The sequence below is a fragment of the Neobacillus notoginsengisoli genome (assembly GCF_003515685.1).
Lineage (GTDB): Bacteria > Bacillota > Bacilli > Bacillales > Cytobacillaceae > Bacillus_D > Bacillus_D notoginsengisoli.
Map to the genome: position 1 here is coordinate 332,347 of NZ_QWEG01000001.1, position 20,709 is coordinate 353,055.

Sequence of the window (20,709 nt, forward strand, 5' to 3'; positions counted from 1 at the left end):
GGAGGACAAACATTTGGAGCTGGAAACATTTCTACACCTGCTGCATTTTGACACGGAAAAAGTCTTTCCGCCAGATTGGGAGGTAGACTGGGAAGACGCGCCACTTCCGTATAAATTGTACCGTCGCTTGCCAGAGATTCCTTTATCTGCAGAAGTGCCCTTAACTCTCCAGAAGAGGGAAGATGATCGAAACCCAAGTCTGGATGAACTTGGCCATTTCTTATGGTATGTATACGGTCTAACGCAATTCGCTCAATCTCCCATAATTGATGAAACTGGAAAGAATGTGAGCTTTACACCGTCATTACGAAGATTTGTTCCTTCCGGAGGGGCATTGTATCCGAATGAAGTATATGTGTATGTAAAGCTGGATGATGTTCCAGAAGGAATTTACCATTACGATGTAGCGCACCACCAGCTTATTTTGCTGCGGGAAGGGAATTATGATCACTACTTGTCCAGAAGTCTTGATAACGGCGTTCCTCTTTCCGACTGTTTTTGCACCGTTTTTGTCTCGACGCTTTTTTGGAAAAACTTTTATAAATACAATAATTTTTCCTATAGGCTCCAAGGGCTGGACGCAGGGGTGATCATTGGGCAAACCCTGGGAGTGGCCAATCAAATGGGGTTGTCTACAAAGGTATGCTACCAATTTCTTGATCGGTCACTCAACCACTTGCTTGGGTTATCCGAGCAGGAGGAAAGTGTATATGCGGTGATCCCGTTAAGTACGAAACCGTCAATGATTTGTGTGGACAATGGGAAAAAAAGAGACCAAACTATGTCAGCCACTGAACTGTGCCGGGAAGTTCCAGTGTTGAATCATACTGTCTATAATCGTTCAAAAAGAGTCATTGATTATCCGATGCTGAAAAAACTGAATGAAGCATCGATGTTCGAAACAACGAAGTCTTTTGCAAAATTAACGAATAAGAATGCTGAAACTCCATTAGGTCCCGAGATGGTCTTCCTGCCAGTTACGGAGAGCTTCTCATGTGATTTCGCAGCAGCGTGCAGAAAGCGGTATTCTCCGGGTATTGATTTCACGTTAGGAAATGTGAGCCAAACACAAATATCTACGTTATTAAAAGAGACATCTTCTTTTCTGTATCAAAATGATCTTGACGATACAGAGGGACAAATTGAAAGCCGTGTTTCACTATATGGAAGTTTTTACCGTGTAGAGGGAATTCTTGATGGCGCTTACGCATATGACAATCGGACGCATGCACTGCGGAGAATAACGAAGGGGGATCACCGGGAGTTTTTGCAAGATGGATTAACAATGCCTTTTGTCAATATGGCTCAAGTTCCGCTCTGCATAAATGTAGTTGGAGACAGGGATCACCTCAAGGAGAGATTGGGGGTTAGAGGATACCGTATTCAACAAATGGAAGCGGGCATTCTCGTGCAACGGCTGCTCTTGGTGGCGAGTGCTTTAGGAATGAACGGGCATGCATTATTGGGATTCGATGCGAACCAAAGTGATGAGCTATTCAGGAGTGAATCGAAAGGAAAAACGGGCTTGATCCAAATTCCCGTCGGACCACACCATCCACGCGCTTGGATAAAAGGGGGTTTGCATAGTTAGGGAAGGGAAAAGTAACCTTTTGATAACCCCGTCGTAATTTAGTAATGGGCTTACTTCAGAGGTGTAAACATTGTTAAACACATGGAAAACGCACTTCATCACAGTGCGTTTTTTTTATTGATTTATCCACATTTTGGCGCGAAGTTCTGTTGCTCATTTGGTCCTAATTCACATGGTGAATCACAGGTATGAAAAAATTATGGGAGGGTGTGTGTTTTTTTGATTTAGTGAGTGAATGATGTTGCAATTATGACGGTTATAGGATATCTATGGCAAAATAATATTATGGATATTGGAAAGTTTGTGAAAAAATGAACTTACGCTAACGGGGCAGATAGTTGAACAAGGAAAACAACTTTAAATGTATATTTGACCAAAAAAGCGACGTAAGAGGAATTAATTTATTTATTGTATTCTTTTTAGAAAGGCTGACTACCTTAGTAGTCAGCCTCAACTAGGAATACCTAATTTAAATTAGTAACCATGATGGACAAAGGAAACTCCAACGATGATTAAAAGAATAAATAGCACTACGATAAGTGCAAAATTCATACGATGTCCATATCCGCCATATCCTCCGCTCATAGCTTACACCTCCATTTTTTGAAGTTAGTACAGTATATGTAACTGGATTTAACATGCTTGGACAACTGACTTAATTATGAATTAAAGGACACCCATTATAATGAGTGTCCAGTAGAAGGTAAAAAAACTGTGGTGGTAGATGGCGGCTAATTTAGTTTATGCGTAAAATTACCAATATGAAATGGACAAGAGTGGATTTAATAGTTCGTAATTCGGTGATTTTGTGAAATGTAGGATTACTTGTTAAACGAACGGCTGAGTTGGTCCAGCAGGATTAACCGCCTTTTTTGTTGAATTTCTTATTGAACAAACGGGGCAGGATAGTTGAAAAAGCTTGAATATTAAATTAAGCAAAAATGAAACTTGGCAACGAATTGCAACGTAACTAATGTAAGGAGGGGGTTATGGTATGTTAGGGTTTTTGTTTTTTCTTATTTCTCCACTAATTTTATTGGTAGGTTGTCAGAGGGAATGATGATATTTCAACAACTACTCCAAAAGAAGCTTTGGAACGGTTACATTTAAACGAAAATTATGCAGAAGTAAAGGAAATTTATGAAACGGTCAACATTGATGAAGGAAGAGTTATTAGTGTTTATAAAGGAATTTTAGACAATGATGAAGATATATTTGCAGCAAATATTGAAAAAGAGGATGGTAAGTGGTTGGTAACAGATGCCGCAAACATTGGTATGCCTTCGGCTATTAAGCTGAACCAAAGTTCCTCTACTGAAAAATTCGAAGCAGGTTATACAAATGAAAAATCAATATCTAAAGAAAATGTTAAATTAATTGAAATAGATAACAATGAATATACGGTTTGGATTGAGGTTTTTTAGTATTCGAAGTAAAATCATCTTCAACAAAAAGGTGCTTTGTTCCTAGGAGGATTAAGGCACCTTTTTGTTGAATTACTTATTGTGCTAAACCAGCTAATAGTTTGTCAACATTTTTCATTTAAAAGGTTTTTTGTTGTGTGGTATGCTAAAAATAAGCATGCCAAATAACCTTCCGTGATAGGTCTTTTGGAAGGTTTTGAGCTATTTAGCTAGCTTTTCATTTTAGGCTATATCTTGGAAAGTTGAATTGCTTTTTAAGAGTGCATAAATCCAATGCAAAAGCTTATTGGCACAAGCGATTATGGCTACCTTGTATGGCTTTCCTTCTCCACGTTTCTTATCATAAAACTCCCGAAGTTTCTTATTGCGTGCGATGATTTCAGGTGTGGTCTTCTTTTTGCGTGCATCACGAATCGCACACCGGACAGCCATATATAACGCATGTCTCAGCCTGCTTGAGCCTCTTTTTGTTATCCGGTTGACTGTCCCTTTGAATCTGCCGGATTCAAAGATACTGGGATCTAACCCGGCAAAGGCCACAAGTTTTTTTGGGTGGTTAAACCGTTCAATCTCCCCGATTTCAGAAATGATCGTTGCCGCGATCTTTTCTCCGATACCCGGGATGGATTGGATGAGTTGATATTCTTCCATTTCTTTTGCCAAGGCATCTATCTCTGCTTCCAACTTCGATAGATGCCTTTGGTATTCCAGAAGAATCTTTATATTCAGTTCAAGACTTGTAATATGGCTTTGATACAATATTTCCCTGAAAGGATTCCTGGAGGCTGCCTCGATAAGCTTCTTTGCCTGAGTGCGTGCCCACTTACTTGAACGGCTTTTACAAAGCTCATCAATCCGCTTGGCCAGGCTATCTTCTTCAACTTCCAATACTTCCTTGGATGTAGGGAAGTCCAATAAGGTTAATAGTGAGACAACTGAATATAAATCTCCAAAAACACCTTCGTATTCAGGGAATACCTGATCAAGCACTGACTGGAATTGGAGCTTTGTTTGTACATACATACCTGTCATACTTTCGTGCTGCCTTGTAAGGTTGCGAAGGTTCAGAAGCTGAATTCCACGTTTTTTATAAGGCTCCAGCTCCTCTTTGTAATAGAGCTCACACAAATGCCTGGCATCGATGATGTCCGTTTTTACCTTCCGCAAGGAAGAGCTTTTTGCCCGATATGATACTAGTGGGTTAACAATAATAAGCAAGTAGCCCCTTTCCTCAAAATACTGGACGACAGGCGTATGATAATGGCCTGTGGTTTATAAGGTTTTTTCTTATCTAGGAAAGCCTGTACCTGGCTTTCGCCTTTGGCCACATCCAGTCCAAAAACAGGATTCATTCTTTTATCTCCTCCAATAATTTATAAATTTACCGGCAGCCCCTAGTCCTTCTTGCAGTTTCATAGCTTCGCTTGTTATACGAGATCATTGTCCCAACCAGCAAAATCATGTTTAAGCAAGTAGGGGGTGAACTGTTTAGTTGACGGGATCCTCCTCCCACGGGCAGGTACGTTCTACCCCGGCTACCGTAATAATAAAACCATATAAAAAATGGTCAACCAGAAATATCTGGCTAACCTTATAATACGAACGGGGCAGGTTAGTTGAACAAAACTCGGTAAAGGATAATTACGATTAAACTAGAATTTATAACTCAATGATATATTTTAGGAGGAACCAAATGAAAGCGTTGATTGACGAGTACAGTCGAGGCTATGAGATGTTAAGGGAATCCATTAAAGAATTGTCTGAGGAAGAGATTAGGTTCAAACCAGGAAAGGATAAATGGAGTATACATCAGATAATTATACATATAACAGATTCTGAGCTAGTGTCTACTCATAGACTTAAAAAAGTTTTGTCAGAACCTGAACCACTTTTAACATCGACTGACCAGGATGCTTGGGCAATTTCATTGGAATATGAACAATTAGACCGTGAGGAATACTTTCTGCTGTTTAAATTACTTCGCACAAGTATGCTACCTATTCTCCGTAATTTGAGAACCGAACAATTCGAAAGAGGTGGAGTGTATGCGGATGCTGGACGGTTCACATTCAAAGAATTATTGGAATACCGTGTCCAACATATTCGAGGACATCTCGACCAAATTGAAAGAATAAAAAAGTCTTTAGGGAAAGCCAGCTAAAAAACATAACAGGTTCTTTGATTCAAGCAGGAATAAGGCACTTTTTTGTTGAATTCTTTATTGAACAAACGGGGCAGGTTTGTTTAACAAAGTAATTTCAAAAAAATATATGGTTTCATAAAAATGTAATTAGGGTAGGTATAAATGATTACAAAAGATTTGCCGCTGACATATAGCTCTTTAGGAGGCTACACTATGGCTTATTTGTTGGGAAATCTAAAAACATCTTTAGAGCAAACCAAGGAACGTTTAACCCTTCTCAACGAACGTGGTGTCGAAGCATTAAACATTCTTTACCCTGGACTGAACTATGGTGGAATGCTTTATTATCAGCTTTTAGAGTCATTACCCAAAGAAATCGAACAATTAGAGAAGAAAATTAAGGACTTAGAGCATAAACAGAAACTGAAAACTAATCAGCTCTCCGACATCATTTAAATTGATTTCTATTACTGAACAGGTGCATTAATCCAGCAGGATTAATGCCTTTTTTGTTTAAATACTTATTATACAAACGTGGCAGTAATGTTTAACAATTGGTCGGCAAAATAAAGGAGGAAGGATTAACGTACCTTTTTTATTACATATTGAAAATTATTTTTTTGTGTCTTCATAGCCGTTTGACAATATTAAATTCATCTGTTATGTTACCTGATAGTAACACATTACTGAACGGTAACACTAAGGAGTGAGATATATGAACATTGAGCGATTCACTGATATCAAAGCCAGTGTATCGGAAGTATGGTGGTTAATCTCAACTCAGGAAGGAATGAGGCAATGGTTTGGTTCAGATATTCAAATTGATATGCGAGTTGGAGGTAAATACCGACTGAAAAATCCAGAACAAACCCAGGTGATTAGCGGCGAGATACTGGAAATTATATTTCCCACATTAATGAAACTCTCCTGGTATGAAGAGGACTCTGATTGGGTTAATCCTACACAAGTAACTTTTCGCCTCGAAGAAAAATCCGATAGCGTACGGGTTCATGTCACTCATTCAGGTTTTGAAACGATTGGGAAACGAGGCTGGAAAAATACTTATGAAGAATACCAGAAAGGCTGGACCCGTCATCACTTGCTCGAGAACTTGAAAAAGCGAGCTGAGGATTAGATGGATTCATGTGATAAAACCAGCGAGGCGAATGAAAAAGACTTTTTTCAAGCACTCGGGGACAATACTCGTCGCACTATCTTGGATTTGTTAGCAGAGCATAATGAAATGACGGTTACACAATTAAGTGAGCACTTTCCTAATTTGGTTCGTTCTGGCATTTCAAAACATTTAATGCAGTTACGAAAATTAAATCTTGTGTATTCTATTAAACGCGGCAGAGAACAAATTTATCAGATAAATCCAGAAGTTGTAAGGAACGTTTTAATGCCGTGGGTTAAGAAGTATGAAAAATATTGGGATGAAACCCTTGTCCGCCTTAAACAAGCAGCAGAGAATTCCAAACGAGATTTGAAAAAGTGATTCGCACTTTAAAATTAGGAGGAGATTTTTATGTATTTATCTGCTTTCCCAGCTCTTTACACGTCAGATATTAATCGTTCCTTGACATTCTACAAAGATCTACTTGAATTTGAAGAGACCTTTCGTTTTCCTGTTAAAGGGGAGCCCGAACATGTTGAACTTCGCCTTGGTGACTCCATGATTGCTCTGACAACTTATGACGCTGCGAAGGAAGGAAGTGTATCTGCACCTACGCCTGGACATCCTTTTGAACTTTCTATTTGGGCGGAGAATGCGGTTCAGGCTATTAACCGTCTACGTGAGGCCGAAGTAACGGTAGTACTTGAGCCGAGAGTTCATAAGGCTAGACTTACCCGTGCGTATGTGTCGGATCCAGATGGCAATTGGATTGCTATCGTTTCCCATAATGAATGACTTAATTAGGGGCTTCACTTAAAATTATGGGGTTATTTGATGGTGGGAGAATGGAACTTTTTAATGTTAAAAACCTTTAATGGGAGGAAAAGTATGAAATTTAAAAACCCTCATATCATTTACTACGTTGAAAATTTAGACGAATCGAGAAATTTTTATAAAAGACTTGGATTTAAAGTGAGTTTTACAGCCAATGTTCGCGGGAAAGCAGTTCATCATGAATTATTATTAGATGGGTTTAACTTGGGAATAGCAACAAAAGAAACTGCAAAAGAGGAACATGGTTTAACTCCTGGAAGAAACGCTGGTTGTGAACTAGTTTTATGGGTAGATGACACTGATTTAGCCATTGAATATGTAATAGAAAATGGTGCAACCTTATTATCTCCTCCTCATAATTTTTTAGATAATAAATTAAGATCTGGATGGGTACAAGATCTAGATGGTAATCCAATTCAATTAGTTAGTAAAAACAGCAATTAATCCATTTTTTTTAAGTTAATATATAAATTAAAGGGTACGTTGTCCAAGAAGGATAAACGGCCATTTTTGTTGAATTCCTTATGGAACAAACGGGGCAGTTTTGTTCAAAAAGACGAGGTTAAAATAGCAGTTAAAAAGGTGATGCGAAAATGCCAATATTCCCAGATGAAATTGACCTTTTATCATTATTTGAAACTGAACCAATATTATTAGATTCTACGTCAAAGGATTTGCCATTTTATTATAACGAAGCAACCTATCGTTTCTCCAATGGAAAGGAGAACTTTATGGTTAAGCTGTCCCCTTCTTATGGTGAAGTTAAAATACAAGTGAATGAGTCGAGTTCCAACAGATTGTTGTCCCTATTGGACCTGAAGCGGGTAGCGAAATTTGAAATTACCGCAGATGGGGAGGAATGTAAAAGTTTGTTGCTTACAGTTGATAATGAGGATGCTAAGCTAACCATTGAATTCGTATTCAAACCGCATTTTAAACAATTATTTAAGGAGCATTTTACTCGCTAAGGCTAGAGGACTGGTCGGCACCTCTGTTTAGGTGTTGTTTAACTAACGGGGCAGTTTAGTTGAAGAAGGAGCGGTAATAGAATATCTATATTAAGTGTTTTTTGGGGGTGAAGAAAATGTGGAATGATTATTTCAGTGACGATAAATTCATCTCAATGATATACTCCAATGTTCCTCCTTTGAAAAACCTACGGATTGAAAAAATTGAAATTTCCCGTGAAGGAGACAGGATAACAATAGGTTTTGATCTTCCTATGTTCCCTGATAAACCACCAAAAAAGTGGCTTGAAAAAGGCTATTCAACTGCTTTTATTGAAATAGACTTCTTCGATATAAAAGAGGTCAATATACAATCTAATGAAAGTTCATATAGAGGCGATATTGAAATCAATAAAGATAATGAAGCCGATATTTTTACCGTCAGAATAATCGGTACTGTTAAAACATCAATTAAAGCAGGTGTTGGAATTATTCAATCTGTTAAAGGATATTAGATGATTCCTGGTGAACTATTGGGTGCGTGGATCTTAGAAGAATTGGGGCACCTTTTTGAGATTTTCTCATTGAACAAACGGGGCAGGATAGTTCAATAAGATTTTGCATCTTAATCACAATATATAGGGGGATGTAAATTGGATTGGTTATGGGGTTGGATAGCTCTTGGATTGGCTGCTGGAGCGTTTTATGAGTCAACTAAACTAAAAAAAGCTAATATAATGCTAAGGGATAGAATTGAAAAACTGGAAAAAGAGGTATATAAATAATTCAATATTCTTGTTATAAAAGGGGCGTTGATCCAGGAAGGATAAGGCACCTTTTTTGTTTAATTCCTTATTGAGCAAACGGGGCAGTTTAGTTCAAGAAGAATATAATTAAAACATTTGGATATAATATTTTCAAAAAGTTTTCAGAGGTATTCGATGAAGAGAATGATAATTCTATCCTTATGTTTCTTTTTTATGACAACTGCTATATCAAATGCAGATTATCAAACTAAAGCAACAAGGGAGAATCTTTTAGAAGATGCAGTAATAGACCTTTTACAGCCACAAATGTATGAAGCAGTTCAAAAGCATTATGGAACTACTTATCAAATAGCTTTTCAATGCCTAAGAGTAAAAAACATAAAAAAACTTGACCACCCTGGTTCTTGGCTATTTGAAGCCCCCCTTGAAGGAATGACTTATACAGGAGCCCATAATGCACTTGATATATTTACAATAACCGTAAAGAAAGATTGGGGAGACCTAAACTGGGTACTAAAGGATTATAAGGTTAGAAAATACAATCCAAAAGAAAAATTTGAATGTAGAAGTCCAGCGTAAATTTTTAATGGTGTGTTAATCCCAGAAGGATTAACCACCTTTTTTGTTGAATTCCTTATTGAACATACGGGGCAGTTTAATTAGAAGGGTGTAGCAAATGTACGATGCGGTATATGGAGGGATGAACAACAATGGATAATGGGTTTATTAAAATTAGGAAAGCAGTTTTAAGCGACACGAAAGGCATTGCCAATGTACACGTTGAAAGTTGGAAAACCACATATGCCAATATTGTTTCAGACCAATATTTAAATAATTTAACGTATAAAAGTCGGGAACAAATATGGAAAAACAACTTTCCTAATAGCGGATTATATGTAGCAGAAAATAATAAAGGCGAAATAGTTGGTTTTTCTTCAGGGGGTAAAGAACGAAGTGGTAAATATAATGGCTTTGATGGGGAATTACATGCAATTTATATTTTAAAAGAATATCAAGGACAAGGTATTGGGAAAGCACTTCTTAAACCAATCATAGACGAAATTAAAGGGATGGGATTAAACTCAATGCTTGTTCTTGTTTTGAAAGATAATGTTTCTCGTTTGTTTTATGAAGCACTTGGTGGCAAGAAAATAGATTCGATTGAAGTTCAAATTGCAGGGAAGAAACTTTCCGAACTTGTCTATGGTTGGGAAGATATTAGTGATATATTTTAAATTTTCTTCTTCAACTAATGGGTGCTTTGTTCCAAGAAGGAATAAAGGACCTTTTTGTTGAATTCCTTATTGAGCTAAAGGTGGAGGTTAGTTACACAACGGACTAGGAAATATTAATAATCTTTTTCCAATAAGTGATTCAATTGATGAAAGAAATCAAGAAAAGAATTGGGGTAAAGCTATGAAAGAGGTAGTGAAAAAATTATATTCCCCTTTAGGGATTGTTGGGATTGCTGTATATACTGTGTACTTGTTTTTGGTAATAGTAGGGGAGAAAGAATGGAGTAATATACTAAATCCTTTAATAACCTTCTTTGTGGCTATATTCGTAATGCCTAAAAAGTTCTTGCGAAAAAGATGGATATTAATTCCCTGGACAATTTTAATAATGTTTTGTTTCGTAACTTTTTTTTATCGTTTATTTTCTCATATAAAATATTACATTTAAATAGGCGGTTCCTTTTTGTGGTGCAATACAAATACGAAGCCTATTTTTATTCATCGGGTTCTTTATACCGTAGCTTGTTATTAGAGAGGATCTTAGAACCTTTTTGTACAATGCCTTATTAAACAAACGGGGCAGTTTAGCTTAAGAAGGATTATCGCTCATATTTTATGTTAATTTAATTTATGGAGGTGTTTGTATGGATAAACAGGACCAAAAGAAAGCACTAATGGAGCATCTTCATAAAAGTTTATCTGTTTTTGGTTATAGAAAAAACACATCAAAACAACACTTTTGGAAACCATTTGAATTCGGAAAAGTAGCCATCCATTTATCTTTTATTAATCACAATGATGATTTTGACATAACTGTGGATGTTGGTATTCGTTTTGATGAACTTGAAGAGATGAAAAATTTACATAATACATTATTAAGTGCAAAAGAAAAGAAACAAACTTTCAGTATTGGTGCAGAACTAGGAAATGTGTCCGAAGGCAAGCCTAAAAGGTGGACAATAAATAGTGAAAGTGACATTGAACTGATTGCAAATAATATTTATAGAACTATTGAAAAGGTAGCGTTTCCCTACATTGAAAAATTTTCTAATTTGGAAAATGCTTTTGAAGGATGCCTGAACGATGGGAAAGAAAGTTGGTTAATAACAGCTATTGATTCTAAAAGAGCAATGAACACTGTTGGTTTAGCGAAGATTTTAAATAAAACAGACCAAATAAATAAAATAATTCAGTACAAGAGTAAATTTCTTGAAGAACAAAATGATTTTGGGTTTACTTTATTTAAAAAGTTTTCCAATTTTGTTAGAGATACGTATTAAACAAACGGGTGCGTTGATCCAAGAAGGATTAAACAAACGGGGCAGTTTAGCACAAGAAGGATATTTTTTTACTAATTTTGAATGAACTTCTGGGGGGAACTGTTATGATTGATAATCGACTTTTAAAAGAGTTTGAACACGAAACAGATGAGGCTTTGCAAGGTATATCTGATACATCAATCATAATGAATTTTCAACAAGCTATCGTCAGTTTGTATCCCCACTTAATACCTATATCTGCTTTCGCCTATGACTCTTGGGATGATATTGTAATGCCGTTATTTTATGAGATGGTTTACAAAACTTTTGCTTTTAAATATGGGATTGATATTAATTGGAACGAAACCCATACGTATATGTTTTCTTTAAGATGCTACAAAGGGATAAATCACATTGAATGCATTCCGAAACATCCTACATTCAAGGCTCTGGTAAACTGTGAGTGGATCGAGATGGATCAAAACAATTTAGATGGAAAAGTGATTGTTTTTAAATCCTTTGGTGACGGAGAACATTTTATATCTGGTGGACTAGATATTGAGGAGGCTTACAAAGTGAGCTTTAACCTTGTTGAGGTAGATATTGTTACTGCATTAACGGGTTATCCTTCTAAGACAAGCGTATATATTAATAATGACGATTTAGACTTTGAGTTTGTCGCTGAAACATTTGACAAGGAGTTACAACGTTAATTCTTGTTGAACTAAAGGGTGCGTATGTTGAATAAGACATAGTTTCTTGGTTTGACCTAAAGGGTGTTTCAACTAAGGTTTAAGGTTAGCATTCCTGTAGATCGTTATTATTGAGCTTTGATAAAAAAAGGATCCCTCAGTAAGATATGAGTATAGACACTACTCTAACTCAAACCTTAGGAGGAACCCTTACTATGAAGTTTAAAATGCAGGGATTAGGTGTTTTTATTTCTTGCCTATTCATAGGGAAAACAGATTAACACGAGTAGTGCTTTTTTGTATGCTATTTGTATTTACATTAAAATTATTTGTCTTCCCGAATAAATCGTACTGCATTTAGGCCAATCATTTGGCAAGGCAAAGCAGTGTTACCGTCAGGAATAATGGGGGAGATGGATAAATCAGCGACTTTAAGGTTCTGGGTGCCAAAGACATTCAGGAATCCGTCTACAACCCCCTCTTCTATAGTCGTGCCCATCCGGCATTGCCCCCCATAATGATTTAGAGCTGTATAGGAGGCTTTGGCATAATCTGCAAGTTGGGTTCGTTTTTCTTGCTCATCCCTTAAATTGAAGACATTTTCTGGTGGGTAGACAACCCTATAAACGCCTCGTGGATCCAATTTGCGAGCACTCTTCATTATTTCAAAAGTATCAATATATCGATCAATCATATAATTTAAGTCATCAGGATCTTCCAAAGGGTTAAAGGTAACGGATGGAAGAGCCTCAGGGTCGCTGTGTGCTGCCAAAATGGTTCCCTTGCTTCTTGGGTTAAGGTCGACGATGCCGATACTCATTACATTGGTAGGTTTACCAGGATTAAACTCCCATTTATTGATTGTAATATCTGGACCAGGCACAAATCTTGGTCCTATGTTTCCTAATAATTGAAGGCGCCGCCCTGAGTGGTTTTGTGCTCCATCTTCCTTTTTAAAAGCGCCTATCGGAATGGGCTGATCGGGATCACTTTCCATTACCCTTTGAATCCGTGATGTTTCCACCTCAATTCCGATCCCGACTGCATAATGGGTTTGAAGATTATAACCGACATTTGGGCTCTCAACCACTGTGCTTATTCCTGCCCTAGCCAAATCGTCTGATTTTCCGATGCCTGAGCGTTGTAAAATGACCGAGGATAAATTTCCCGCGCAAATAAAGATCCCTTTTCTTGCCGAAACCCTTTGTGTTCTGCCGTCCCTGACAAACTCAACGGTCCTGGCAATAGGAATTCCTTCAAGATCAGTAAAGAGAATTTTATTGACGGTCGACTTAGCTAAGATTGCTAATCTCCGCCGATTAACTCCAATCTCATCAGGGTCGAACTCATTTCCCTGTGTGACTATTTGTTCATTTAAATAACCAGTTGCAGTAGATGAACGGATGAACCCGCCATCAACTTCTTCCTGGGTGTATTGGGATTTGAAAAACGTACAATCTCTTATCCCTGTATTATAGTCTTCAACAATAGGAATATTTAAAACATCCGATGTAGCCCTTGCTAATATCGTAGTAAGACCGGTGTGGGGAATTATTTGCTGTCTAACGAAAATCGGACCTTCTGTTCCCCGTTCTTCGGGTTCTTGTGTTTCACCTGTATAGGTCTCGTTTTCTATGAATAGAGGACGGACATTGTTGTAACTCCACTGGGGACCGACCAAATTTGCCCACTCATCTAATAGGTTGCTGCTGCAACGTACCGCCAACATTGCATTATGCTCTGAACTTCCCCCGATGGCTCTTCCGTTTGATAAAAGAAGCTGACGACCAATTGTTGGTTCCAGTCTAGAAAGGATATTTAAGGAATGCCTATTATCACTAGCTAAAGCTGCTGATACTGCTCCAGAACGACTGCTTAGTTCTTCGGTCATATTTGTTCCAGCTTCAAGAACAAGCACTGAAGTTCTTCTGTCATCCGATAATTCTTTTGCAATTATGCCTCCTGCTGTTCCGGCACCAATTACGATATAATCGAATGGTCTTATTCTAGCCATTAAATCATCCCTTTCAAAAAAAGATACCAAATATCACTATTGGGGATATTAACCAACAAAAAGTTTTATTCGTTAATATTTACTTATAAGTGTTTTAATTTCAAATAAGATTTTGGTATCCTCCATTAAAATTAAAAACCTTCTGTTATTTTATGAATTATAATCTAGATTTGTTAATAACAATTAATCTGTTCTAGGGTATCTTACATAATTGGGAACACTTGTTCTTGTCTTCGGGACTAGTGATCCGGGAGATTAAGGTTGGGATCAGGAGGATAGTGCTATATGGATACAAACTACAGGGGTGGCGGGAGACCCGGCAAGGAAGAAGGCAATGGATTCAGAACCCCACAGCTTTAGCTGTGGGAGTATCAGTTATGGGCTTTTTTGGTTAGAATGAAGTAGGAACATTTTTGATTTGAACGAATAGAAAGGAGTGAATGAAATGGCTGTTGATGTTTATTTAAACTTTAATGGAAATTGTCGTGAAGCTGTAGAGTTTTACGCTGAGGTTTTTGGTACGGAGGTACCGCGTATTATGACTTTTGGTGAGAATCCTCCAAATCCTGAATATCCACTTCCAGAAGAAGCGAAAAATTTAGTTATGCATACTCGTCTTACTATTGATGGAAGCAATGTGATGTTTTCAGATACGTTTCCTGGTGCACCCTTTACTGTTGGAAATAACATTAGCCTAGCTTATCACAGCTTTGACGCGGACAAGCTTCAAGCTGTTTTTAACAGAATGAAAGAAGGCGGAACGGTTGGCGTGGAGCTTCAAGAAACCTTCTGGGCAAAGCTTTATGGCCAAGTAACCGATAAATTCGGTGTTATTTGGCAATTTAATCTAAATAACGAAGAAACAGCTTATTAATATTTATCAGGTATAATAAATGAAAAAGGAGGGTGTCAGTGGCCAAAGCCAGCAGGCACCTTCCTTTTTGCTTGCTTTACTATTTTCCTTTCCGGATAATCCTTCCCTCTTAACTGGCCAGTTTCCGTTTGTATTGTCGTTCCTTATATCTCTGATAAAACCCAATCGCAAAAGTTAACCAAAACGCACTAATAAAATATCCTCCCATGATATCACTTGGATAATGGACGCCAAGATAAATCCGGCTGATTCCGATCGTGAGGATCATAAATGCACTTAAGATGATTAAGAGTACCCGTCCTATTTGCGAGGAAATATGCCGCCAGAGCAGGAATGTCAGAGCGCCATATAAGGCAAATGCCATTGTGGCATGGCCGCTTGGAAAACTATAATTGCTTGCCTCCGCTAAACGATGCAAATCTGGGCGCGCCCTATGAAAGACCTGTTTTAATGATAAGAAAAGAAAATTAGCACCCACCATTACAGCAATAAACAACACAAGCTCCGACCGATGTTTGAATGCTATATAGAGGATAAAAATGGCCAGAAGTGAAATCACCATAACGGCCATTGTTCCGCCGATTAGTGAGAACAGTTTCATCATCGCCGTTAACTTCGGTGACTCAAAGCCCTGCACATACTGAATGATATTTTGGTCAAAATGGATAAGCTTATGTTTATTCACAAGTGCAGCCATAAAGCTAAAGCTTAAAAGCGAGACAAAGCTTAGCAGAAAAGCAATGAAAAGTTGTTTCTTTAAATTCATCATCAGACCTCTATTCTTATGATTGTGTGCCATTTCAGCAAAAGTCCGAGTTCTTATTATACCTCACTTACCTGAATATCCCTCATACATGGGATAAGGAGGATAGGCATATAGAATCTAATTACACATTTAAGTTACTATTTAAACAGTACCAATCAAAAGAAAAAGGAAGGCGCCCTTTGGCCAAAGCCAGCAGAGCACCTTCCTTTAATATTCCCCTTTAATGACAAAATACGAGCCACGAATCGTTCCTGCCAGTTTGGACTTTTGCCTGGCAAACTTGAATTTTCCTTCCAGCTCCTTGGGTACGTCCATCCCCTCTGAAAGCTTAAAACCAACGGCCCGTTTCTTAGGGTCATCAATCGTATACAGGACGTTGACCGAAAGACCATCCTCATAAAAGACGTAGGTCCAATTAATGTTTTCCACCTGAAAACGAGCCGTTTCCAAAGGTTTCGCCGCAAACTCAATATCACGTTCTTCTTTCAAAATCCGGTTCACATAATCAAGAGTCTCCTGGCTTTCGCTGGCTGGTACAACCGTAAATTCATGCTTGTATTTGTTCATAAAGTAACGGGCTTCATTCGCACGTAAACCGGCGAGTGCTTCTACTACAGGGGAAGACTCTAACCCAACCGTAGACACATTTTTGAAATCAACGAGAAACGACAATTTCAACCCTCCTTTCCCCACTCTTAACGGGCAGTAAGACCCCCATCTTAAATTCAGAGGAATCAAATAAGATAGGTGGGGATCAACTGCCCGTAAAGGTCCGATTAGTTCAACTAACCATAAGTGGGGGATGAGGAAAACCCCCACTTATGGAAGTTTCACTTTATTTCCTGACAACAGGAATCCAGAACTCACCATAAACCATGCCGTTTCGCTCTCCCATCTCAACCGCGGCATTTGGTCCGCCAACATAAGCAACATCCTTTACTTCCGGCAAAACTTGGCCAAACGCAATGCCGGTAAGCATGTTGCTTAACTCTTCACCCGTATTCGCTTCTCCTTTCACAACCAGGTATTCCCCTTTAGGGAATTGGATCACTCTCGTTGCTTCCGGCAATGTTTTCTCTGTCAAGACGCCGGCATAATGCATCATCTTGTTATTCACCGCTTCGTTCACGGTAAAAATGTAGTCATTGGCGGCTACGGCTTTTAACTTTTCAAGCGTGCCATCTTCTCTGACAGTCTGCCAAAAGTCTGCCTTTTCCTTTGTAATCCCAGCAAAGTCTGTGTAATCGCTCTTCAACTCTGTTCCAATCCCTAAAACCGTAAAGCCGTCTTTTTCTTCAAGAGTATAATCTGCCATTTTTAAAACCTTCCTTTTTAACATTTTTCAAATGATGTTGTTTTCTTCACTTGATAAATATATGATAACCTTTAATTATGTCAAAAAATGAACATGTTTAGGAGTCCCAATGAAAAAAGTTGAACGAATTAATACAATCATGCGGTATATCAACAACCGCTCCCACTTTACGATTTCTGAAATCATGCGGGAATTTCACATTTCCCGGTCGACAGCGATGAGAGATATCAGGGAAATTGAAGCTTTGGGGATGCCGCTTGTCGCTGAAGTCGGCAGGGATGGCGGTTATTTTGTCATGAATAACTCTATTCTTCCCACAGTCCGCTTTTCCGATAACGAGATCAAAGCTCTTTTTATCGCCTTTATGGCCACAAGAAATCAACAACTCCCTTATCTAAAGAGCCGCCAGTCGTTAGCGGAAAAATTACTGGGCCTCATTTCTGAACATCAACAAGATGACCTTGTTCTTTTAAATCAACTATTGCTTTTTGAAGGGACCAACCCTCATAATCCCGACCTGCTTGAAATGTCGGACCTCCCGCATCCGATGTTAGAAAAACTCATCCAAACCCTTCTCGTCGATCGTGTTTTATTGATTACCATTGAAGAAGAGGAAGAATTAAAGTCTTATCCAATTTTTCTTTTGCACCTTTATCGTGAAAAAAACCTTTGGCTCATTGAAGGCTTTGACTTAATCGAAGAAAAGCGAAGGATTGTTCCTGTCGACCATCTTACCAATGTCGAACAATACCCTGAGAAAAAAAGAGTAACTGTGAAAAAGATTTACGAGAAACTAAGAAGTCAGGAAGATGCAATCAACCTTGTCGTTGAGCTTGGCCCAAAGGCGATTGCCCAGTTCAAAAAATACCATCCGTTAAAAGTCTCAATTGCCTACACGAATCCTTTCCAAACCACAGCCATCCTAAAGACTTTTGTCAATGTGAATAATCAAGAAGAAATGGCCGAAATGATCAATTGGCTGCTTTTTCTAGGTGGGGATATCAAGTTGAGGGAAATGTCGAAAGAAGTCTTAGAAGGTGTACAAGAGAGGCTATACTCATACTTGCCATAAATAGTACCAATTAAACGACAGAAGATTAGAGCAGGATATATAAATTTCTTGCATACCTTTTAAATAACCGTTCGGATATAAAGGTATATTACAATGGAAACAACTCCAAAAATGGTTTTTATTATTCTACCTTTCTTATTTATCACTGTTTCGATAAATAATACAGCCGCCAATAAAAGCCATATCTTCTCAGTTAAAAACAGCCCAATAATTGTAAGAATCGAAAGTCCAAATACGGGAAGCATCAAAATGAATGAAAGGATAAAAAGTGCACCTAAAAAGGAGAGTCTTGTCTTAAGTGAATATCGTTTATAATATGAGAATGCTAAGAAGCAAATAATAATGAATAAGGCTATCCATTGAATGATCATCTACAAATCTCCTTCACCTTAAAGTATATATTTATAGTAGCCTATCTAGCATATGATTACTAAATTTTAACTAATCTATTAATAAATAGTGGGCGGATCAAAGGCCAAGAATACTTCGTATGAATTTGTTTGTGGAATGTTTGGCTTTTTACTCCCCTCATACACAACTTCATTCATAAAATGCCAATTGCTCGTTGCGTTGGGATTTATATTCTCATCGAGTTACCCCTGTTGCTTAAAAAGAGTTAACTTGAAAAGGAACTAAGAGAATCCTCTCAATCTTCTCTTCCACCACTATCCCTCATGAATAATTTGCAAGCTAGGCCATATGATTAAATGTAATAGTTTGTAATGATCATGAACTGGGAGTGAGATAGTGGAAAGGACCTATGATGCAATCATTACTGGTGCAAGGTTAGCAGGCTCCACATTGGCGATTTATTTGGCAAAGGCCGGCTTTAAGGTGCTGCTCGTTGACAGAGCCACATTTCCGAGTGACACATTATCGACGAATACGTTTTTTAACAATACGGTTGCTTTGCTGAGAGAGCTCGGTGTGATGGAGGAAGTACTAACAACCAATGTTACACCGGTAAGGGCAATCAAGTTTCAATTTGAAGATACGGTGATTGAGGAACCAATTCCGGTGGTTGATGGTGAGGACACAGCCTATTGTATCCGCCGGACGTATTTGGATGATTTCCTTTTAAGACGGGCCAAATCTGAACAGAATGTTACCGTAAGGGAGCGGTTCCGTGTTACCGATCTCCTAAGTGAAGGAGATGCGGTTACCGGGGTAAAAGGGGTAGACGCTTCAGGAGAGGTGGAGGAATTCAGGGCTTCTTTGGTTGTCGGAGCGGATGGAAGAAACTCATTGGTCCGGAAGCTGGCGAACAGCGAACAGAAAATCAGCAGCCCATCAACTTTAGCCATTTATTTTGGTTGCTTTTCCAACTTCCAACATGACGGTAATCCTAAATTTGAGGTTTATAAAAGACGGGAAAACATGGTAATCCTGTTTCCGACCAATGATGACACCTATGTCGTAACTGCAAACTTTCCTTTGGAGAATAAAACCTTGATGGAAGAGTTTAAGAGAAGCCCTGAAGCTGCCCTTCGGCTGTTGCTAATAGAACAATTCCCCAATACAACCCTTTCATTGCGGCTAAGTGCAGCAAAGCTGGTCGAACCAATGAAAGGATTGCTAGGATACGAGAATTACTGGTATAAGGGAATGGGTAGGGGCTGGGCGTTAGTTGGGGATGCAATCTGCTTTAAGGATCCGGCAGTGGCCCAGGGAATTCATGATGCCATTTACGGAGCCAAAATCCTTGCCGATGTTTTAAAAAGAAACAGGCATAAGAATGGGCAGTGGGACCAAATTGCCGACGAGTACCAGCAGGCAATTGAAGCTGAATTCATGGTCCGTTTTTACATGGGGTGCGAGATTTCAAAAAATGACCCAATAACAGAACAACAGGATGCCGTTAACAAGCTGATCAGCTCTCATCCTTCAGTAATTGAAAAATTCCTGGGAATCTATAATTATGCGAATGAACCTGCTGATTTTGAGAGGGAGCTCATGAAGATTATGAGCAATCTCTCTTAAACAAAAGTTATTTGATTAATAAGGTCATGATGAGGTTCCTATATTTAAAATAGGCTTTGTTAAATAGTATTGTTGTTTTTTAGGCAAAAAATATGGGAACGTCTAATTTGGACGTTCCCGTTCTTATTCCGTTAAAGCACCCGTTAATGAAATATGGTAATTTATTTATTATAATCTTACCAGTGTACTTGAAGTTTATTACCATTCGGGTCATAAAAGTGGAAAAAGGCATGGCCATTATCTTCTTTTATATCCTCGACCTTAACCTGATTATCAATTAAGTGTTGATGAAATTTAGATAATTCTGGACTTGTAAAGCCAATGCTAAATTCTTGTTCATTATCAATTGTAAAATGTGCAAATGTTTTATCTTCGGTAGGAACTAAGATAAGTAAGAATGGTCCTTCATTTACTTTTAAAATTGCAAGTTCCTCAGTATTATTTAGTAACTGGAGCCCTAATACATCTCTATACCATTGTGCAGACAGTTCTAAATCTTTTACAGGAATTCTAATATAATGTACTTGTTCAATAAATGATTTACTCATAGCCTTCTCTCCTTTATTTACTCCGGTATATCAAATAGTTCCCTTTCTATATACCATTTTCCTTCCGATTATTGAATTAACCTGCCCTTTAATAGAACAATAAACTTCCTATTATTCGGATGATGAATCCC

General features: G+C 38.1%; 25 protein-coding genes and 1 pseudogene. 18 read left to right on the top strand and 8 right to left on the bottom strand.

The window, feature by feature from the left end:
• The first annotated feature begins 13 nt into the window (after positions 1-13).
• Positions 14-1,591: a SagB family peptide dehydrogenase gene (locus D1B31_RS01790; protein WP_118919026.1), complete on the top strand. Its 1,578-nt coding sequence runs from the start codon at positions 14-16 to the stop codon at positions 1,589-1,591.
• 474 nt (positions 1,592-2,065) lie between these two features.
• On the opposite strand, the gene D1B31_RS01795 is transcribed toward D1B31_RS01790, so the two are convergent.
• A complete protein-coding gene (locus tag D1B31_RS01795; protein WP_118919027.1) occupies positions 2,066-2,176 on the bottom strand; it encodes a YjcZ family sporulation protein in 111 nt (36 codons plus the stop codon).
• Between the two features lie 506 nt (positions 2,177-2,682).
• On the opposite strand from D1B31_RS01795, the gene D1B31_RS01800 reads away from it, so the two are divergent.
• Entirely contained in the window at positions 2,683-3,015 is a 333-nt protein-coding gene (locus D1B31_RS01800; RefSeq protein ID WP_118919028.1) for a hypothetical protein, read from the top strand.
• Positions 3,016-3,237: 222 nt separating this feature from the next.
• Here D1B31_RS01800 and D1B31_RS01805 read toward each other — a convergent pair.
• Positions 3,238-4,367, bottom strand: a pseudogene (locus D1B31_RS01805) (IS110 family RNA-guided transposase).
• 341 nt (positions 4,368-4,708) lie between these two features.
• Between D1B31_RS01805 and D1B31_RS01810 the strand changes: the two are divergent.
• From D1B31_RS01810 to D1B31_RS01870, 13 genes are all read left to right on the top strand, one after another.
• The gene (locus tag D1B31_RS01810; RefSeq protein WP_118919029.1) at positions 4,709-5,176 is read left to right on the top strand and encodes a DinB family protein; all 468 of its coding nucleotides are present in this window, start codon (positions 4,709-4,711) and stop codon (positions 5,174-5,176) included.
• Between the two features lie 144 nt (positions 5,177-5,320).
• Complete coding sequence (locus D1B31_RS01815) at positions 5,321-5,614, top strand: hypothetical protein (RefSeq protein WP_142922551.1); 294 nt, start codon at positions 5,321-5,323, stop codon at positions 5,612-5,614.
• Between the two features lie 259 nt (positions 5,615-5,873).
• Positions 5,874-6,293, top strand: coding sequence for an SRPBCC family protein (locus D1B31_RS01820; RefSeq protein WP_118919031.1), 420 nt, complete (start codon positions 5,874-5,876; stop codon positions 6,291-6,293).
• The gene (locus D1B31_RS01825; RefSeq protein ID WP_118919032.1) at positions 6,294-6,656 is read left to right on the top strand and encodes an ArsR/SmtB family transcription factor; all 363 of its coding nucleotides are present in this window, start codon (positions 6,294-6,296) and stop codon (positions 6,654-6,656) included.
• A gap of 30 nt (positions 6,657-6,686) precedes the next feature.
• Positions 6,687-7,070 (top strand): VOC family protein, encoded by a 384-nt coding sequence (locus tag D1B31_RS01830; RefSeq protein ID WP_118919033.1) that lies wholly within the window; start codon positions 6,687-6,689, stop codon positions 7,068-7,070.
• A gap of 93 nt (positions 7,071-7,163) precedes the next feature.
• Complete coding sequence (locus D1B31_RS01835) at positions 7,164-7,553, top strand: VOC family protein (RefSeq protein WP_158587406.1); 390 nt, start codon at positions 7,164-7,166, stop codon at positions 7,551-7,553.
• Positions 7,554-7,702: 149 nt separating this feature from the next.
• Entirely contained in the window at positions 7,703-8,077 is a 375-nt protein-coding gene (locus D1B31_RS01840) for a hypothetical protein (protein WP_118919035.1), read from the top strand.
• A 116-nt stretch (positions 8,078-8,193) separates the two neighbouring features.
• On the top strand, positions 8,194-8,571 hold the full coding sequence (locus D1B31_RS01845; RefSeq protein WP_118919036.1) for an Imm50 family immunity protein: 378 nt from the start codon (positions 8,194-8,196) through the stop codon (positions 8,569-8,571).
• A 138-nt stretch (positions 8,572-8,709) separates the two neighbouring features.
• Positions 8,710-8,841, top strand: a complete 132-nt coding sequence (locus tag D1B31_RS24980; RefSeq protein ID WP_275670683.1) for a hypothetical protein — start codon at positions 8,710-8,712, stop codon at positions 8,839-8,841.
• 117 nt (positions 8,842-8,958) lie between these two features.
• Positions 8,959-9,402 (top strand): DUF3888 domain-containing protein, encoded by a 444-nt coding sequence (locus D1B31_RS01850; RefSeq protein WP_204562977.1) that lies wholly within the window; start codon positions 8,959-8,961, stop codon positions 9,400-9,402.
• A 131-nt stretch (positions 9,403-9,533) separates the two neighbouring features.
• Positions 9,534-10,058: a GNAT family N-acetyltransferase gene (locus D1B31_RS01855; protein WP_118919038.1), complete on the top strand. Its 525-nt coding sequence runs from the start codon at positions 9,534-9,536 to the stop codon at positions 10,056-10,058.
• 644 nt (positions 10,059-10,702) lie between these two features.
• Positions 10,703-11,338 carry a DUF4304 domain-containing protein gene (locus D1B31_RS01865; protein WP_118919040.1) on the top strand — a complete coding sequence of 212 codons (636 nt, stop codon included), beginning with the start codon at positions 10,703-10,705 and terminating at the stop codon, positions 11,336-11,338.
• A gap of 104 nt (positions 11,339-11,442) precedes the next feature.
• On the top strand, positions 11,443-12,030 hold the full coding sequence (locus D1B31_RS01870; RefSeq protein ID WP_118919041.1) for a hypothetical protein: 588 nt from the start codon (positions 11,443-11,445) through the stop codon (positions 12,028-12,030).
• A 304-nt stretch (positions 12,031-12,334) separates the two neighbouring features.
• On the opposite strand, the gene D1B31_RS01875 is transcribed toward D1B31_RS01870, so the two are convergent.
• On the bottom strand, positions 12,335-14,023 hold the full coding sequence (locus D1B31_RS01875) for a GMC family oxidoreductase (RefSeq protein ID WP_118919042.1): 1,689 nt from the start codon (positions 14,021-14,023) through the stop codon (positions 12,335-12,337).
• A gap of 445 nt (positions 14,024-14,468) precedes the next feature.
• On the opposite strand from D1B31_RS01875, the gene D1B31_RS01880 reads away from it, so the two are divergent.
• Complete coding sequence (locus tag D1B31_RS01880; protein WP_118919043.1) at positions 14,469-14,897, top strand: VOC family protein; 429 nt, start codon at positions 14,469-14,471, stop codon at positions 14,895-14,897.
• Positions 14,898-15,006: 109 nt separating this feature from the next.
• On the opposite strand, the gene D1B31_RS01885 is transcribed toward D1B31_RS01880, so the two are convergent.
• The 3 genes from D1B31_RS01885 to D1B31_RS01895 all read right to left on the bottom strand — a co-directional run bounded on the left by D1B31_RS01885 (position 15,007) and on the right by D1B31_RS01895 (position 16,978).
• Positions 15,007-15,696: a phosphatase PAP2 family protein gene (locus tag D1B31_RS01885; protein ID WP_240035118.1), complete on the bottom strand. Its 690-nt coding sequence runs from the start codon at positions 15,694-15,696 to the stop codon at positions 15,007-15,009.
• Between the two features lie 174 nt (positions 15,697-15,870).
• Positions 15,871-16,335, bottom strand: coding sequence for a phage tail protein (locus tag D1B31_RS01890; RefSeq protein WP_118919045.1), 465 nt, complete (start codon positions 16,333-16,335; stop codon positions 15,871-15,873).
• 163 nt (positions 16,336-16,498) lie between these two features.
• Positions 16,499-16,978, bottom strand: a complete 480-nt coding sequence (locus D1B31_RS01895; RefSeq protein WP_118919046.1) for a GyrI-like domain-containing protein — start codon at positions 16,976-16,978, stop codon at positions 16,499-16,501.
• A gap of 109 nt (positions 16,979-17,087) precedes the next feature.
• On the opposite strand from D1B31_RS01895, the gene D1B31_RS01900 reads away from it, so the two are divergent.
• Positions 17,088-18,050, top strand: coding sequence for a helix-turn-helix transcriptional regulator (locus D1B31_RS01900; RefSeq protein WP_118919047.1), 963 nt, complete (start codon positions 17,088-17,090; stop codon positions 18,048-18,050).
• A 59-nt stretch (positions 18,051-18,109) separates the two neighbouring features.
• Here the strand turns inward: D1B31_RS01900 and D1B31_RS01905 are convergent, their stop codons facing one another.
• Complete coding sequence (locus tag D1B31_RS01905) at positions 18,110-18,421, bottom strand: hypothetical protein (protein WP_118919048.1); 312 nt, start codon at positions 18,419-18,421, stop codon at positions 18,110-18,112.
• A gap of 376 nt (positions 18,422-18,797) precedes the next feature.
• Here D1B31_RS01905 and D1B31_RS01910 point away from each other — a divergent pair, with 376 nt between their 5' ends.
• Positions 18,798-20,030, top strand: coding sequence for an NAD(P)/FAD-dependent oxidoreductase (locus tag D1B31_RS01910; RefSeq protein WP_118919049.1), 1,233 nt, complete (start codon positions 18,798-18,800; stop codon positions 20,028-20,030).
• 176 nt (positions 20,031-20,206) lie between these two features.
• On the opposite strand, the gene D1B31_RS01915 is transcribed toward D1B31_RS01910, so the two are convergent.
• Positions 20,207-20,578, bottom strand: a complete 372-nt coding sequence (locus D1B31_RS01915; protein ID WP_118919050.1) for a VOC family protein — start codon at positions 20,576-20,578, stop codon at positions 20,207-20,209.
• Positions 20,579-20,709 lie beyond the last annotated feature (131 nt).